This window comes from Colwellia sp. BRX8-4 (assembly GCF_014077345.1).
In the GTDB taxonomy this organism is placed as follows: Bacteria; Pseudomonadota; Gammaproteobacteria; order Enterobacterales; family Alteromonadaceae; genus Colwellia_A.
This window is the reverse complement of sequence record NZ_JACGVS010000006.1, coordinates 115990-131940: the sequence shown is the minus strand read 5'-3', so window position 1 is coordinate 131940 and position 15951 is coordinate 115990. Positions and strand designations below refer to the sequence as shown.

Here is a 15951-nt window from a genome sequence, read left to right as displayed (position 1 = left end):
AGGATAACAAAGGTAGGGTCACACATCATTCATCCTTTGAAGGCCATGCATTATTTGCTGATTTTTTTGATGTAAATTATTGATCAAATCCAGAAGATACTCTTTACTGTAATTGTTAATTATCAAGGGTAAAATGGATCTTAACCACATTTCTATCTTCTCATTTACCTCTAGCATTACAGTGGTTATTGTTTCACTGTTTGCATTAGGAGCTAACGCTAGTGTTTCTATATAAACTAATAATTGTTCGTCAATATCGTCATCGAACCACATTTCAAATGTTTTAATAGGCGCCTCTATCAATGAGGTGATTAAATATTGGTTTCTGACTTTTTGCTTGTCTGTTAAATAATGTAAAAACATTCTAGCGCGCTCTTGCTCTGTCACTTTAAGACTTCTCTCATAAAACGCTAGCGTTGCGGTATTCAATGTTATTAGGTGTTCAAATACTTCACTTAACTGGTGATAACGCATAACTTTCCTTCCTATTCTAAATTTTTGTGAGCCTATTTTCGAAGAACCTAACGATTAACTTATAAATTAAACAACGCCACTTGAATTTTCTGCTTATGAATAATTTAGTCATGTAGGATTTATTTTTACAACTCAAAGTAACAAAATATCAGCCTGCTAGATGTGCGCTAGCGCACATACTTAATTGATGTAGCAGAACAAAAATCAATTTTTAGCATTATAAAAAGCCTAAAGGGAGAGATGTTACATATACCGCTAATATACACATTTAAATATAACCTAGACTACTGAGAATATAGCAATACAGGGGGTAGTAGCTTTGTAGATAAGAAAACCGTTAAGTTTTGTGTGATGGCGTACATATTTATTTTCACATTCCGTGCAAAATAATAGCCGTAACCTATAACTTAACTAATTTAACAAAACTGAACTATTGGGATTTAATATGAGCAATGAAAACGAACGCAGTATCGCGACCTTTGCGGCTTTAAAAACTTGCATAGCAAATGGAGAAACACAATCAGTAAAAGAATTATTAGCAAAGCAGCCAATACATGCAATTGAAAAAAGCTATCTTATTGACTTAGCGAAATTAAATAACAATCCTACTATAATAAAACTCATTGAAGAAAGCCCAATAAACGAATGAATTAATTAAAACTTAACATCACAATTTAAAGAGTGCCAGATGCAAGGAACAAGAAAGGCTAGTCTCTATTTTATTGATTATCTAATTTTATTGATAACAATGCGCCTATAGCCAGCGATGTTAAGCGACACGAAACAGCTTTATGGTCTGAAATAGTCGCGCAACTTAACCTATTACTACGTTAGAGTTTAAGAATGGAGAAGGTATCGTAATATATTATCCATTTTTGTTAGCCAACGCTTATTTACCTTGGCTAACGGTAACCCTTAACAAAGTTTAATAACTTTTAATAACTTTTAATAATACTTACGGAGCTCGTTTTCATCTTCTGGGTCAATAAACCGCTCTTGATCGAATGGTGGATTTTCCATTATTTTCTCAGCGTTTACATTAACGGTTATATAACAGTCAGTCCAATTGACTGCCTCAATACATTTATGACTAATCAAAACCTTGCGACCACCGGGTGCCCAATTACGCGTATCTATGACGATATACGAAATAGTCCAATTATCGTCATTTAAAATAAAGTCTTTAATATGGCCAATTTTTTGATCTTTCGCATAGATCTCAAATTTCTTAACATCATTGGTTGAATGTAAATGCCAATCTTCTGATTTTACTTGAGTATTATCCTTAGATAACTTTGTATCAACTAAGGGTTTGGGACTAGGAGAAGTTCTCCATAATCCTTCGTTCATCCAATAGTAAGCATAACCGTAGAATTGAAATAATTCAGTTTCATATTGATGAGATATTTGCTGGTGTTCGTCAAGTGGAGGACTATTTTTAATTTTTTGTTGAGTTAAATCAACAGGGAATTTGTAATGTTCCCACTGAGGTTTTTGCAGTGAGATGGTGCTGATTAATATTTTTCGTTCTCCACAGAGCCACTTTTTAGTATCAGGAACTATGTAACGTATTACCCATAATTTATCGTCAAAGAGGAAATCCTTACAAAGACCTATTTTTTTGTCGATACCTTGTAATTGAAAACGCATAAGTTCATTGAGACTTCGTAACATTGTCCTACCCTTCTATATTAATTAAGCTTTAATTTTCGAAAGTCATGGCTTATATCATACTCGGTCAGTTATTTTTCGTATGTACGTCAACACACTTATCAGTGATATTTTCAATCCAAAACATGGAGATAATATTTATACCTGTTATCAATCAAGCACCTGAAACATGCATTTTGATTGGTAGCAGGTACATACCCTTGTTCTACTCGATATAGATATAAATCATGGTAGATTCAATCAACGTGAACTTTCTTAAAAAGAAAGTTCACTCTTAGATGATGATAGCTTTATCGTTGGAGGTCCTTATGTTTCCTGATTTGACGTCTTAATTTTCTTTGCTAGCACAATGTAGAACGCTGGCAACACGTACAGTGTTAATATAGTACCAATACCAAGCCCTGCAACAATAGTAATACCAATCGCAAAGCGCGACTGTGCGCCTGGACCAACTGCAATTAACAGCGGGATCATAGCCACAATAAGTGCCAGCGACGTCATAATAATGGGTCTCAAGCGAATCGCAGCCGCTTCAATGACCGCGTCGCGTTTGTCGCGCCCTCTCTGTTGTAGAGTATTCGCGAATTCCACGATGAGAATACCATTTTTTGCGACTACACCAATCAGAGTGATCAGGCCCACTTGCGTATAAATATTCATTGAAGCAAAACCAAGCATAATAAAAGCCATAGCGCCGGCAATAGACATAGGTACAGACACCAGTATAATAAGTGGATCGCGCCAACTCTCAAATTGCGCTGCCAGCACAAGGTAGATAACGAGTAACGATATAAAGAAGGTAACGATTAGTGCGCTACCAGAATTTTCGAATTGTCTAGACTCGCCCTTAAAATCGTAGCTAAAGCCGCGTGGCAAGATATCAGCAGCCTTGGCTTTCATGAAACCAACAGCATCTCCCATGGGTACTGATGGCACGGGAATACCTTCAATTGTTATCGAATTTAGCTGATTAAATTGTGTCCTTGACGAGGGTTCAACATCATGTTCGAAATTAACGACCGAGCCAAGTGGAACCAACTCGCCAGAATCAGCGCGGATGTAATAATCGTTTATTGCCAGTTCACTATCTCTAGCATAACGCTCAACCTGAGGAATAACTTCGTAAGAGCGCCCTTCCATATTAAAACGATTAATATAGCCACCACCAAGCATACTACTGAGCTCTTGACCGATTTCTTCCATCGACAAACCTAAATCTGCAGCGCGATCTCTGTCAACCTTTACCCGAGTAACTGGCTTGTCGATATCGATTGATTTTTGCACGAAGGTAAAGTTGCCACTTTGCATGGCGGCAACAACCAATTCATCTGCCACCTGGTTAAGCTGATTAAAATCACTCCCTGAAGTCACTACAAACTGAAAAGGTAAACCACCACTGGAACCAGGCAAGGAGGGGATCGGAAATAATGCTGTTTTTAAACCAGTAATATTTGCCACAGATGCCTGTAGTTGAGGCATTATGTCGAACTGCGATATATCACGTTCGCTCCAAGGTTTCATTTTGAAACCACCAAATACAGCATCTGAGCTTGTCATACCCACCAGCATAAATGTCTCGTCGTAGCCTGGCACCTGCTCAAACGCTGTCTGCATTTCAGCGCCATACTTTTGCAAGTATTCAAGGGTAGCTGTCTGTGGTCCTTTGCCCTGAAATAGGATAATGCCACGATCTTCAGTAGGTGCCAGCTCTTTCTCACTTAACATGACCATAAAAAAAATCGACACGAGAACAACCAATGCAAACATGATCACAGGTGACACCGCCTTAACAACGATAGTCAATGAGCGCTGATAAAGGTTGGCTAGCTTTTCAAACAAGTCTTCTACAGTACTTTCAAAACGCGACGACTCTCCATGAGGTTTCAGTACCTTGCTAGCTAGCATAGGCGATAAGGTCAAGGCGATGATCCCTGAAATAACGACCGCACCTGCAAGCGTGAAAGCAAACTCAGTAAATAGCGAGCCAACTAGCCCTCCCATAAAGCCAATAGGTGCATAAACAGCAACCAGCGTGATTGTCATCGCAATAATTGGACTTGCCATTTCACGGGCGCCAATGATCGCAGCCTCCTTCTTTGACTTACCATTAACGATGTGACGATGGATATTTTCGACAATAATAATCGCATCGTCGACGACTAAACCAATGGCCAAAACAAGTGAAAGTAATGTCAGTAAATTGAGTGAGAAACCCAGTACAAGCATTATAAAGGCACCACCAATCAGTGAGAGTGGTACCGCTAGTGATGGAATGATGGCAGCGCGAAGGGAACCAAGACACAAAAACACAATAACAAGCACAATACCTATTGCCTCGATCAGCGTTTTAATGACCTCATTAATTGAATCGTCGATAAATTCTGATGCATCATAAGGCAGTTCAACCAGCAAACCAGACGGTAGTTGAGATTTAATCTCAGGTAGAAGTTCTTTTACCCGTTCTGCCACAGACAGCGGATTTGAGCCAGGAGAGAGGCTAATAGCCACGTATGTCGATGGTTTTCCTTTGTATAACGCAATGTTTTCGTAGGTTTGCGATCCAAGTTCCACCCTCGCAACATCCTTGAGACGAATAATCGTGTCTTCAGTTGATTTGATAACAAGATTCTTGAACTGTTCAGTGTTAGAAACGTCAGTGTTACTGGTAAGACTAATCTTTATTAACTCTCCTTTTGTTTGTCCAACACCAGAGAGATAATTGTTTTCGCGCAGGGTCTGAACAATCTCGGTCGAGGTAAGATTAACCGCAGCAAGTCTTTGGGGGTCTAACCAAACTCTCAGAGCAAAACGCCGTCCTAAAAGTTCAGCTTTACCCACACCCGATAGTGCCTGTAGTTTTGGCTGTACTTCACGAGCAAGATAATCGGTGATTTCTGGTACCCGCATAGTCTCACTGAAGAAAGCAATGTACATAAGCGCGCGACCTTCACCTGTTGTCGAATTAATAACAGGGTCTTGAGCGTTTACAGGTAATGCGTTCCGCTTACTAGCGACTTTAGATTGGATCTCGGCTAACGCGTCATTAGCATCGTAATTAAGTTCCATCTGTGCTTCGATTGTTGAAAACCCCTGCGTGCTCGAAGAGCTTAAGAAGTCGATGCCTTTAGCTTCGGCGATGACCTGTTGCAAAGGTTGGGTGATAAACCCCTGAATTAGTTCGCTGCTAGCACCTGGATATGCAGTCGTAACCGTGACTTTAGTGCTTTCTAGCAAAGGATATTCGCGGATCTCCATTTCCATGATGGACCGCACACCAACCAGTAATATCAGCAAACTTACTACCGTGGATAAAACGGGCCGTTTTATGAATATGTCTGTAAAACGCATGGCTATTTTACTCCTGTGCTAACAGAAGCAGGGTCGCGTGAGGAGTCGTTCTGCTTGATTTTTACTTGCTGGCCAGCCCTGAGGCGCAAGAGGCCTGAGGCAACAATACGCTCTCCAGCTTCAAGTCCTTGCTTAACTTCTGTCATACTTCCTCGTTTAAAACCTGTTTCTAATGTTCGGCGCTCAGTAACCAGTTGACCCGCTGAATTTTCTGTTAATACATAGGCAAAGTTACCGTAGGTGTTGAATGATATTGACGTGTTTGGAATCGCTACCACCTCTCGAGGACCTTCTGCGAAGGTTCTGACAGTAGCAAACATTCCAGGTTTGAGTCCTTGTTGTAAATTAAGAAGCTGAGCACGTAATTTAACGGTGCGTGTTTCAGGTGTGACCGAACTGTTGATAGCGGTAACGGACCCCTTAAATACCTCGGAACCTTTTGCCGCAACAGTGACTTCAACAGGGTCTCCTATGTCAACACTTCGCAGCTCTTTTTCAGAAAGTGTATATTCAACAAGAATTGGGTTAAGCATATTGATTTCAACGATAGGCGTACCTACGAATAGATATTGGCCAATGTCGGCTAAACGGAGCCCGAGAACACCATTGAAAGGTGCTGTAATGACTTTTTTGCCAAGCTGAGCCTCTGCCTCTTGCACTCTTGCTCTGGCAGAATCTTCCGCAGCCTTAGCTTTATCATAGGCTAACTGTGAAACAGCTCGTTTGGAAATCAGATCGACGTTATGTTGAAACTCCTTCGATGCAAGCTGTTCCTCAGCCCTACTTTTTTTAAGTATGGCTTGCTCTATTTCGCTATTCAGGCGAATAAGGATATCACCTTTTTCAACACGCTGACCCGATTCGAATAAGACCTCAGTTATAACGCCTGGCATCTCATTAGCGATCCGAACACCATTTATAGCCCTAATACTGCCAATTGATTGAATGCTCGTTTGCCAGGTAGCCATAACAACCTGTGTGGCTTCAACAACCGCAGGTGGTCGTGGCTGCGAGAACTTCGCCTTTATTTGCTCTAGTTGATAGAACTTGTAGCTGAATACGCCACCAAGCAAAACAAGCAGTAAAACAATAGCCATTGCAAAGCGAGAAAAAGTGCCCATTCTGGTGATCCTTTTAAATAAAATAGGTGAATAACGTTGAAATATATAACGAATTTAATTTCAAAACATTGAAAGGTAATTACTCAAGCTACTTATTTGAAGCTCTTAGCATCCACGATGTTTTTTCATGAATTCGCATTCGGTCAGAGACAAGAGATACCGTTGATTCATCGTCTAATTGATGAGCCACTTTTAAAACGTCACGTGCGGTCTTTATAAGTGTTTCATGCCCAACAGTTAATACTGCAATCATTTCTGTGGCATTAGGAACACCATCCACCTCGTGGATTGAGCTTAATCTGGAAAATTCTTTATAAGTGCCTGGCGCGGCAACATCAAGCGTTCTAATACGTTCTGCAATGTCGTCTACAGCAATTGCTAATTCTGTATATTGATCCTCAAACATTAAGTGTAACTCTCTAAACCTCAACCCCGTAACATTCCAGTGAAAGTTATGTGTTTGTAAATAAAGCGTATAAGAGTCTGCTAGTAATTTTTTTAATCCTTCAGCGATTTTGCTTCTATCTTTTTCATCAATACCAATATCAATGGTGCTCATAATTACTTTTCCTTTTTTCATTAAAAAAATCAGTATAGGGAGGCGATTTTTGCCGCCCCATCAAAAACATAGTGTACGACTTTATCGATTTAGGCTCTGTGCGATATCGAACCAAAAACGTTTGGCTGATGAGTATACGGGGGATAACTCTATTGGCTTTAGGTTGCCTGCCGATAGTTATTGTAGATTTATAACAATATCTAACGGCTAACAATGGATTATTAACTAATATTCTTCCTCTAAAGTCATAAGCGATGTGTTACCACCAGCAGCGGTAGTATCAATGCTAACTGATTTTTCTGTTAATAGACGCTGAATTAAATTATCCAAATATTCTGAACTGATCACCGGTAATATTGCACCTTGACGTTCAGCTAACTTCTCACTGATATAATGTTTTCGGTCGCAATGACTATCAACAACAACACCTGACAAAGCAGGATGCGCCAACAGCGCTGATAAATGACATAACTTAGCAACTTGAAAAACATTTTCATCTTCGCCTGTTGCAACAAACTTATCTCTAAAGGCTAAAGCTTCCTGATAAAATAAATCAGAGACAACCGTAATAACGGTATTACCCGTCGCCAACGCCGTTATAATAGACATCAACAAAAACTGAAAGCTGACATTTTTATCCGCAAAGCAAATAATATTACCGCGGTTTTCTAAATACAACATATTAGACTCACCTGTTGGCCCAGGTAGAGTTAGTGGTTTTTTAAGGTGTTTTTCAATACGTATTAATTGTTCACGAGCCGCTGTTAACGTAAGATTTAGGTCATCAAATAAATCATCAACAATATCAACATCAGCAATTTTGGCTAACAATTGACGCACGCAAGAAATACGCGTATTTAACTCAGTTAAACGCCAGCACTTTTCAGCGACATCGGCCTTATCCATAAGTAAAACTGCCTCTTTTTTAGCTTTTTCATCTCCCTCTAACACTTCCTCTTGTGAGGGCGATACATTAAGTTTCGCCGCATCAGGGGTAGATTTTTCTTTCACTAAGCGCGTTAAATAATTGGGACCCCCTGCTTTTGGCCCAGTACCAGAAAGACCTCGACCACCAAAAGGTTGTACACCAACAATGGCGCCAATTATATTACGGTTGATATAAACATTACCGGCACGTGACCGCTTAGCTAAATCAAAGGCACGGTGTTCAATACGTGTATGAATACCCATGGTTAAACCAAAACCTGTACCATTAATTTTATCGATAACCCCTTCTATCTCATTACTTTTAAAACGTACAATGTGCACACAAGGACCAAAGACTTCTTTTTCTAACACGCTAATATCTTCAATTTCATAAAGACGCGGGGCAAAAAAGAAATGCTCATTATTTTCTACCTCGGCAGATATTTCACATTGGTATAATAACTGACCATGTGTTTTCATATAATCGCTGTGCGCATTTAGAACGCCGAGTGCTTTTTTATCTATAACAGGCCCTACATCAGTGCTTAAGTACGCTGGATTACCGACATGTAATTCTGCTAAGGCACCCTTAAGCATAGTAATAACATTATCAGCAATGTCTTCTTGTAAAAATAATACCCGAAGCGCAGAACAGCGTTGACCTGCCGATTGAAATCCTGAAGAAATAACATCGTCAACAACTTGCTCAGGCAAGGCAGTTGAGTCAACTATCATACAATTTTGTCCACCCGTTTCAGCGATGAAAGGCACCTGATCGCCACCTCTATCAGCCAAGGTTTGTGAAATTATTGTCGCTGTGTCACTAGAGCCAGTAAAAATAACGGTTTTAATACGATCATCCGGAATAATTACACTACCCACTTTACTACCACGGGCAATAACCTCTTGTACAACGCCTTCAGGTAGTCCAACAGATTTCATCAGTTCAATGGTGCGCAGCGCAATCAAACTGGTTTGTTCAGCGGGTTTTGCCAATACAGTATTACCCGTCACAATGGCTGCAGCGATCTGCCCTAAAAATATCGCTAAAGGAAAATTCCATGGGCTGATACAGAGCACTACACCACGAGCTTCGAAACGTTCGTCTTCCGCAAGATTAATAGCTTTTTCAGCATAATAACGACAAAAATCAACCGCTTCACGTACTTCATCGATGCCATCTTGAGCTGTTTTACCCGCTTCTTTAATACATAAGGCGATAAGCTCGTCCATATGATGTTCAAGAATATCGGCAACCCGGCACAATAACGCTGCGCGTTCAGATACTGGTGTTTGTGACCATGATGAAAATGCTGTTTTAGCCAACGTTATCATTGCCAGCATTTCATCTTCGTTGTGATGACGATAAAAGCCTATTATTTCAGTTTGGTTGGCAGGATTATTAACGGCAAAAGCCCCTTTTGGAACGTTACTTTCAGAGAGTAGATGATCAGTAAACCAGCTACCTAAAAACGACTTCAAGGGTGTGATTGTATTAATATCAGCTAAATCGACGCCTTTAGAGTTATCACGACCGAGACCTTTTTCATCATGGTATAAAGCTATGGGTTTGGTGATTTGGGTGTTATATTTATCTTTTAAACGCTGCGTTTTTTCAACGGGATCTCTCAGTAAAGATTCAACAGGTTGAGTCTCATCAACAATGGCATTAACAAAAGAAGAGTTAGCACCATTTTCTAGCAAACGCCGCACTAAATAAGCTAATAGCTCTTCATGATGACCAACTGGGGCGTAGATGCGACATTGAATATTTTCACTAGAAACTATTTGATCATACAAAGAGTTCCCCATGCCATGTAAACATTGAAATTCAAAACCCTCTTTATTGCCATCAACGAGTTCAAGAATGGCGGCAACAGTGTATGCATTATGCGTAGCAAACTGTGGATAAATGGTATCTCTATAAGCTAATAATTTTTTTGCACAAGCGCGGAAAGAAACATCAGTAGAAGATTTTCGTGTAAATACAGTGAAATGCTGATGACCCTCTTTTTGAGCCTTTTTAATTTCAGTATCCCAATAAGCCCCTTTTACTAGGCGGACCATCATTTTTCGGTCAACTCGCACCGTTAATTCACGTAACCAATCAACGACAAAAATAGCCCGCTTTTGATAAGCTTGTAATGCCATACCAAAGCCAGTCCAATTTGCTAAATCACTATCACTAAAAACCGCTTCAATAATATCAAGTGATATATCTAAGCGTTCAGACTCTTCGGCATCAACGGTTAAACCAATATTGTAGCTTTTAGCTTGTAAACAAAGCGCCTTAAGTTTTGGCACAATTTCAGCCATAACGCGTTCTTTGTGATTAAATTCATAACGAGGGTGAATAGCAGAAAGTTTCACTGAAATACCAGGAACTTTACGAGGATCATCTTTACCCGTAGCACGCGCTACATTCCCAATCGCCTCTATTGCCTCTTGATAAGCTTTAAAATACTTATCAGCATCATTCATCGTACGGGCACCTTCACCGAGCATGTCAAATGAATAGACATAGCCTTGCTGCTCTTTATCGGCAGCACGCTCAGTTGCGGCAATGATTGTATCGCCCATCACAAACTGCTTACCCATAATTTTCATGGCGTAGTTCATTGATTTACGAATAACAGGTTCACCTAAACGACCAACAATCTTTTTCAATAAACCAAAGCTTTCCTTTTTGCGTTTATCGGCATAATTAACCATAGTGCCGGTAATTAACAAGCCCCATGACGAGGCATTAACGAACAATGAATCGCTGCTGCCTAAATGACTGTTCCATTGCCCTTGAGAAATTTTGTCACGAATTAAAGCATCTTGAGTATGTTTGTCTGGTACTCGTAACAAGGCTTCGGCCAAACACATTAAGACCACACCTTCTTCACTTGATAGGGTGTATTCTTTTAATAAGGCGTCTATTGCACCATTACCTGACTCGACTTTACGAATTTGAACAGCCATTTTACGCGCTCTTTCCCACGCTCGACTTCTGGCACCAACATTTACTTCTGCCAATGGTAAGATATGATCTACCGCGATTTTTTCATCGATACGGTAAAACTCACGAATTTTTTGACGAAGAGGACAGTCTGTATTAAACGAACCATTGAAAAGCATATAGTTATCCTTAAAAAATTATTAAATAGTCTTTTGTAATCTCTTAAGTGATTACAATTTAATTTATGCTACGAATGCTTTGTTAGCTCTTTTTCAATCATCGCCGACAAGATACGTAACAAAGTCTGTCCTTTTAATTTAAAAACTCTTTAGCTTTAGCAATCGAATAATTTACTGCTTGTGACAGTTCAAGTTTGGGCGGCATAACCAATTCATTTGGATCGACATGGACATCAAGCACACAGGGCTCAGTACTAGTAAATGCCTCTTTCAATGCGTCGACTAGCATTTCAGGGCGTTCTATAGTCCAACCCTCACCACCACATAATCGAGCAAATTCAGCAAAATCTGGATTTTTTAATGCCGTTTTATAATTGGGGTAACCACTGCTTTCTTGTTCCAGTTGAATTAGTCCCAATTTGGCATTGTTAAAAATAATAACCTTTATCGGTAATTTACGATTGACCACGGTAATAAATTCTTGCATTAACATACTAAAACCACCATCCCCGATAAGTACTATTACCTGCCGGTCAGGAAATTTTAATTGTGCGCCTATCGCGCCAGCCATGCTAAATGCCATCGTGGCCAAGTTACCTGAAAGGGTAAATAGTTGGTGTTCAGTTACGGGTAAATGACGTGCGGCCCACGCAGTCACCGTGCCAGTATCACAAAGAAAAATCGCATCTTTGTTGGCAAGCTCGCCGATTGTTCGTGCTAGAAGCTGCGGTTTTATTGGCGTGGCTTGCGAGCTTTCTTTTTCGCCTTGTTCTCTTGACCATTTCATTTTCTGGTGACGACATTCATCAAGAAAATTTTTGTCATCTTTTTGGGGTAAATCAATAATTAATTGCTCTAGCACCTCACTTACCTCTCCAACTATCGATACATCGACAGGGCAACGTCGACCTATGTGTCGAATATCCTTGTCCACTTGAATGACTTTCGCTTTTCCAGGGTAATATTCTTTGTAGGGAAAATCAGTACCGAGCATAATAAGTAAATCACAATTATTTATTGCCTCAATTGATTGTCGCGTACCAAGTAAGCCAAGTCCTCCTAAGGAATATTCATGCTCATCTGGCAGTAATACTTTTGCTTTTAATGTTCTAATAAGTGGTGCATTGCATTTTTTCAACAAAGTAAGTAGCTGTTGACGCGCTGGAATAGCCCCTACGCCCGCAAGAACTACAATTTTATTAGCTTGCTGAATTAGGCTAAGTGTATTGTTTAATGATGATGCTAAAGGTTTTGTACTGCCCTTTTCAGTGCCCGCGATTGGATGACAAGTAATACCTGCTTCTATTTGCTCCGTGGCCACATCTACAGGTAGGGCAATATGAGCAACTCCGCTTTCAGTAATCGCACTATTACACGCTTGCTGGATGATCTCAGGGACACGATCAGCAGCAAACAAGGTTTGATTAAACACAGCGACATCAGAAAAAAGAGCGGATGAATTGATTTCTTGATGTGAGTTATTACCTATTTCAGAACGCCGTAACTGCCCCGTTATCGCTAGGACAGGTGCATGGTCGAGCTTAGCGTCGTACAAGCCATTGAGTAAATGTATGGCTCCACCTCCAGCAGTACCGACACAAACGGCAAGCTTACCGGTTAATTTTGCTTGGGCTGATGCGGCAAACGCCCCACTTTCTTCATGACGAACCTGTATGAATTCTATCTTTCCATTGCGGCGTATAGCATCCATCAAATCATTAATCGCATCACCTGGAATACCAAAGACATGGCGGACACCATATTTGTAAAGTGTCTCTACAATGTGGTCGACAACTTTACGTTTTTTGATTGTAGACATGTATTCCCCTTTCAATTTCAAATAAGTTCATCGATATTTACTTTAATTAAGCACAACGCTCAAAGCGTTATGAATTTATCTATTATATTTACTCACTGTTAACGACTTTCATCAGGCTCAATTGATTCATGAACATTATTTACTGCTGAAACTCCCGGAGTAAATAGTTGTCTGATGCTGTTCAACATCGTGTTATGCTTCCAATGCTCTGCTCGCACTAAACTTACTTTCAATAAAGCAATGTCTGGGTTATCCAATCCATCTTGAATCCACGTTTCATAACGTGACTCCCATAATTTAATCAACATAGCTTCACTTTTAATTATCTGAGTGATCCCAGATACCGAAATAAAATTGTTATCTTCTTTGATAAAACTAAGATTGACGAAGCTGTTTTCAGTCAATTCACCAATCAACTCTGAAGATAGCGTTGTAAAAAAGAAGAGTTCTCCTTCAGCACTAACTTCAACGGTTTCCATCGGTCGACTTTTCATTATTCCATCAGCGGACCTAGAAACAAGCATTGCTACATCACCTATATTAATGAGCTTTTGAATATGTGAGATATCTCTCTGTAAATGCTTTTCACTTTGCATGCTAATTTTCTCCGATTAAATGTATTCAACGGTGTTATCTGTTTTTAGAGACGGCTAAGATAGTTAACATAAAAACAGTTATATTTGATTTATTAAGCTAAATCTAAAAATATTATACGGTGACAAGGGAGGTCGCTCTGTACGTTAGCGTACTGTCTAAAGAGTGTGTTTTATCCTAAACGGCTTAAAACTAATGCTGGCAAGTTGAAACAGAGGGTTTTTAAGGTGGTCTTAGCGCTGATTAACAGACTAAAAATAGTGTAAAATACTGTTTGAGGTTATAATAAATGACTTTACTAATGCTTATTTAAAACAAACAAATAGCTAAAGTGGTCTAGTTTAACCTATTGGTATAATTACCTTTCATCAGCTGATAACACTCACAAGCTTCCCGCTCTAAGCCCTTACGATTAAGTATCTGAATGGTACCTCGTGTATAGCTAATTAACTTTTTATCTTTTAATAAGCAAGCGGCTACTGTTATCCCGCTTCTTCGGACACCAAGCATATCAGCAAGAAATTGATGTGTTAGGTTTAAATGAGTAGAATGTGCCCTATCATCAGTCATGAGTAACCAACGAGCAAGACGAGATACTATGGGATGAAATCGCATGCAGACTAATGATTGTGAACCTTGCACAAACAAAATATAAAGGTAATCATTCAATCTTTTTAACAGTAATGGAAAGTTTTTCAGTTGATACTGAAATTGCTTAACAGATAAGCGCAGCGCTGTTCCAGACCCCTGAACAACAGCTCTATCAGGAGCCGATTGTACCCCTGAAATATTGGAAATACCCAACATACCTTCATTACCAATAATACACAATTCAAGCGGTGGGTGTCTCGTACCTGTAGTGACCAGTGAAATATACCCTGTTAAAGGATAAAATATGTAGTCAATGCCTTGCCCGCGCTCATGCAATATATCACCGGAGGTTAAATGAACCTGCTCGCATTGCGCTAGAATAGTTTTTCTGAGTTTATTTGGTAGCCCATCTAACAACTCATTGGTGACTTCTTGCTTTTCTTTTGATCGCATATGTTTGCTCTCTGATACAGAAAAATGATATTGCCTTAAATAATTAAAATTTAATTTATAGCAGCAATAGTCAAGTGTAAGCGATATAAAATAGAGGATCTGTGCGCTGGCAAACATTACTCACTTATATGATGACTTTATAACTTACATATTTAAAATGATTAGTTCACTAAGCAATAGCGGTGTCTATAATGTCGGGAGGTTTTCTTCAATGCCAGCGCTAAAGTCTTAACGTTTTGATGCGGATATTGCAGGAAAATTTTTGATAAAAGTCAATGGCGTGACAGCCTTATTTAGCGCAATAGCTGATATTGTGCTAAATATCATAAATCGATTAAAGACCGAGCCTTAATACTGATAAAAATCATCAACTTATAAAGATAAAAGACAGTATTACTCACTAAAACAAATAACCTTGATTAAAGATTAATAACGTTTTTTGATTGATAATAAACTTTTTCGTTTTCATGAGGGAGCAATCGGTCGGTTTCTTTTTTTACAACCGCATAGCATTCACAACTTAAGCTTTCAAGTTTCTGCCTATTTAACACGGTAATATGACCGCGATGATAATCAATGACACCCAACTTCTGCAGTTTTCCCGCAGCTTCGGTTACACCTTCTCGGCGTACCCCTAGCATATTAGCAATAAGTTCCTGTGTCATCGTTAGGGTATTATCCGGTAAACGGTCAAGCGACAGTAAAAGAAAACGGCATAATTGCTGATCAATCGTATGGTGGCGATTACATACTGCAGTCTGTGACATTTGAGTAATAAGGGATTGGGTATAACGAAGCATTACACCTAACAATTTTCCATGTCGATGAAATTCTTCGGTTAAGCGTTTTCCTTTAAGCCGATAAGCATAACCTGCACTTTGAACCACAGCTCGGCTAGACGTACTTTCTCCGCCCATAAACAACGCAATACCAACAACGCCTTCGTTACCTACCACAGAAATTTCTGCCGAAGCGCCACTCTCCATTACGTATAATAAAGAAACAATAGAGTCAACGGGAAAGTATACATTAGCGAGCTTATCACCGGCTTCGTACATAACCTCGCCTAACTCTAGCTTTACTAATTCAACAAAAGGAAAAAGTCGTTCTTTTACTTCATCAGGCAAGACAGCTAGTAAGTGATTTTGTAAGGGGGTAATTTGAGTGTCGATTATTTTTTGCATCGTGAGTCGTCCCTTCTTAAGAATTAAATCAAGCTACTAGATATTATTATACCTTAACAAAAACAATCTCGCTGTTCGGTTCGATAC

At 39.5% G+C, this 15951-nt stretch carries 11 protein-coding genes; 1 reads left to right on the top strand and 10 read right to left on the bottom strand.

Features of this window, described 5'->3' with window-relative positions; genetic code table 11:
* Positions 1 to 18 precede the first annotated feature (18 nt).
* Positions 19 to 474, bottom strand: a complete 456-nt coding sequence (locus H4J56_RS07320; RefSeq protein WP_182215228.1) for a hypothetical protein — start codon at positions 472 to 474, stop codon at positions 19 to 21.
* Between the two features lie 445 nt (positions 475 to 919).
* Between H4J56_RS07320 and H4J56_RS07315 the strand changes: the two genes are divergently transcribed.
* Positions 920 to 1123, top strand: coding sequence for a hypothetical protein (locus H4J56_RS07315; protein WP_182259112.1), 204 nt, complete (start codon positions 920 to 922; stop codon positions 1121 to 1123).
* Between the two features lie 296 nt (positions 1124 to 1419).
* Here H4J56_RS07315 and H4J56_RS07310 read toward each other — a convergent pair whose 3' ends face one another.
* From H4J56_RS07310 to H4J56_RS07270, 9 genes are all read right to left on the bottom strand, one after another.
* Positions 1420 to 2148 (bottom strand): PRC-barrel domain-containing protein, encoded by a 729-nt coding sequence (locus H4J56_RS07310; protein WP_182259111.1) that lies wholly within the window; start codon positions 2146 to 2148, stop codon positions 1420 to 1422.
* 303 nt (positions 2149 to 2451) lie between these two features.
* The gene (locus H4J56_RS07305) at positions 2452 to 5493 is read right to left on the bottom strand and encodes an efflux RND transporter permease subunit (protein WP_182259110.1); all 3042 of its coding nucleotides are present in this window, start codon (positions 5491 to 5493) and stop codon (positions 2452 to 2454) included.
* Positions 5494 to 5495: 2 nt separating this feature from the next.
* Positions 5496 to 6614 (bottom strand): efflux RND transporter periplasmic adaptor subunit, encoded by a 1119-nt coding sequence (locus tag H4J56_RS07300; protein WP_182259109.1) that lies wholly within the window; start codon positions 6612 to 6614, stop codon positions 5496 to 5498.
* 88 nt (positions 6615 to 6702) lie between these two features.
* The gene (locus H4J56_RS07295; RefSeq protein WP_182215235.1) at positions 6703 to 7173 is read right to left on the bottom strand and encodes a Dps family protein; all 471 of its coding nucleotides are present in this window, start codon (positions 7171 to 7173) and stop codon (positions 6703 to 6705) included.
* Positions 7174 to 7398: 225 nt separating this feature from the next.
* Positions 7399 to 11223 (bottom strand): bifunctional proline dehydrogenase/L-glutamate gamma-semialdehyde dehydrogenase PutA, encoded by a 3825-nt coding sequence (gene putA / locus H4J56_RS07290; RefSeq protein ID WP_182259108.1) that lies wholly within the window; start codon positions 11221 to 11223, stop codon positions 7399 to 7401.
* Positions 11224 to 11356: 133 nt separating this feature from the next.
* Positions 11357 to 13042: a thiamine pyrophosphate-dependent enzyme gene (locus tag H4J56_RS07285; RefSeq protein WP_182259107.1), complete on the bottom strand. Its 1686-nt coding sequence runs from the start codon at positions 13040 to 13042 to the stop codon at positions 11357 to 11359.
* Between the two features lie 98 nt (positions 13043 to 13140).
* Positions 13141 to 13638 carry a pyridoxamine 5'-phosphate oxidase family protein gene (locus tag H4J56_RS07280; protein WP_182259106.1) on the bottom strand — a complete coding sequence of 166 codons (498 nt, stop codon included), beginning with the start codon at positions 13636 to 13638 and terminating at the stop codon, positions 13141 to 13143.
* Between the two features lie 334 nt (positions 13639 to 13972).
* A complete protein-coding gene (locus H4J56_RS07275; RefSeq protein WP_182259105.1) occupies positions 13973 to 14680 on the bottom strand; it encodes a Crp/Fnr family transcriptional regulator in 708 nt (235 codons plus the stop codon).
* A gap of 419 nt (positions 14681 to 15099) precedes the next feature.
* A complete protein-coding gene (locus H4J56_RS07270) occupies positions 15100 to 15864 on the bottom strand; it encodes a Crp/Fnr family transcriptional regulator (RefSeq protein WP_182259104.1) in 765 nt (254 codons plus the stop codon).
* Between the last annotated feature and the right edge of the window lie 87 nt (positions 15865 to 15951).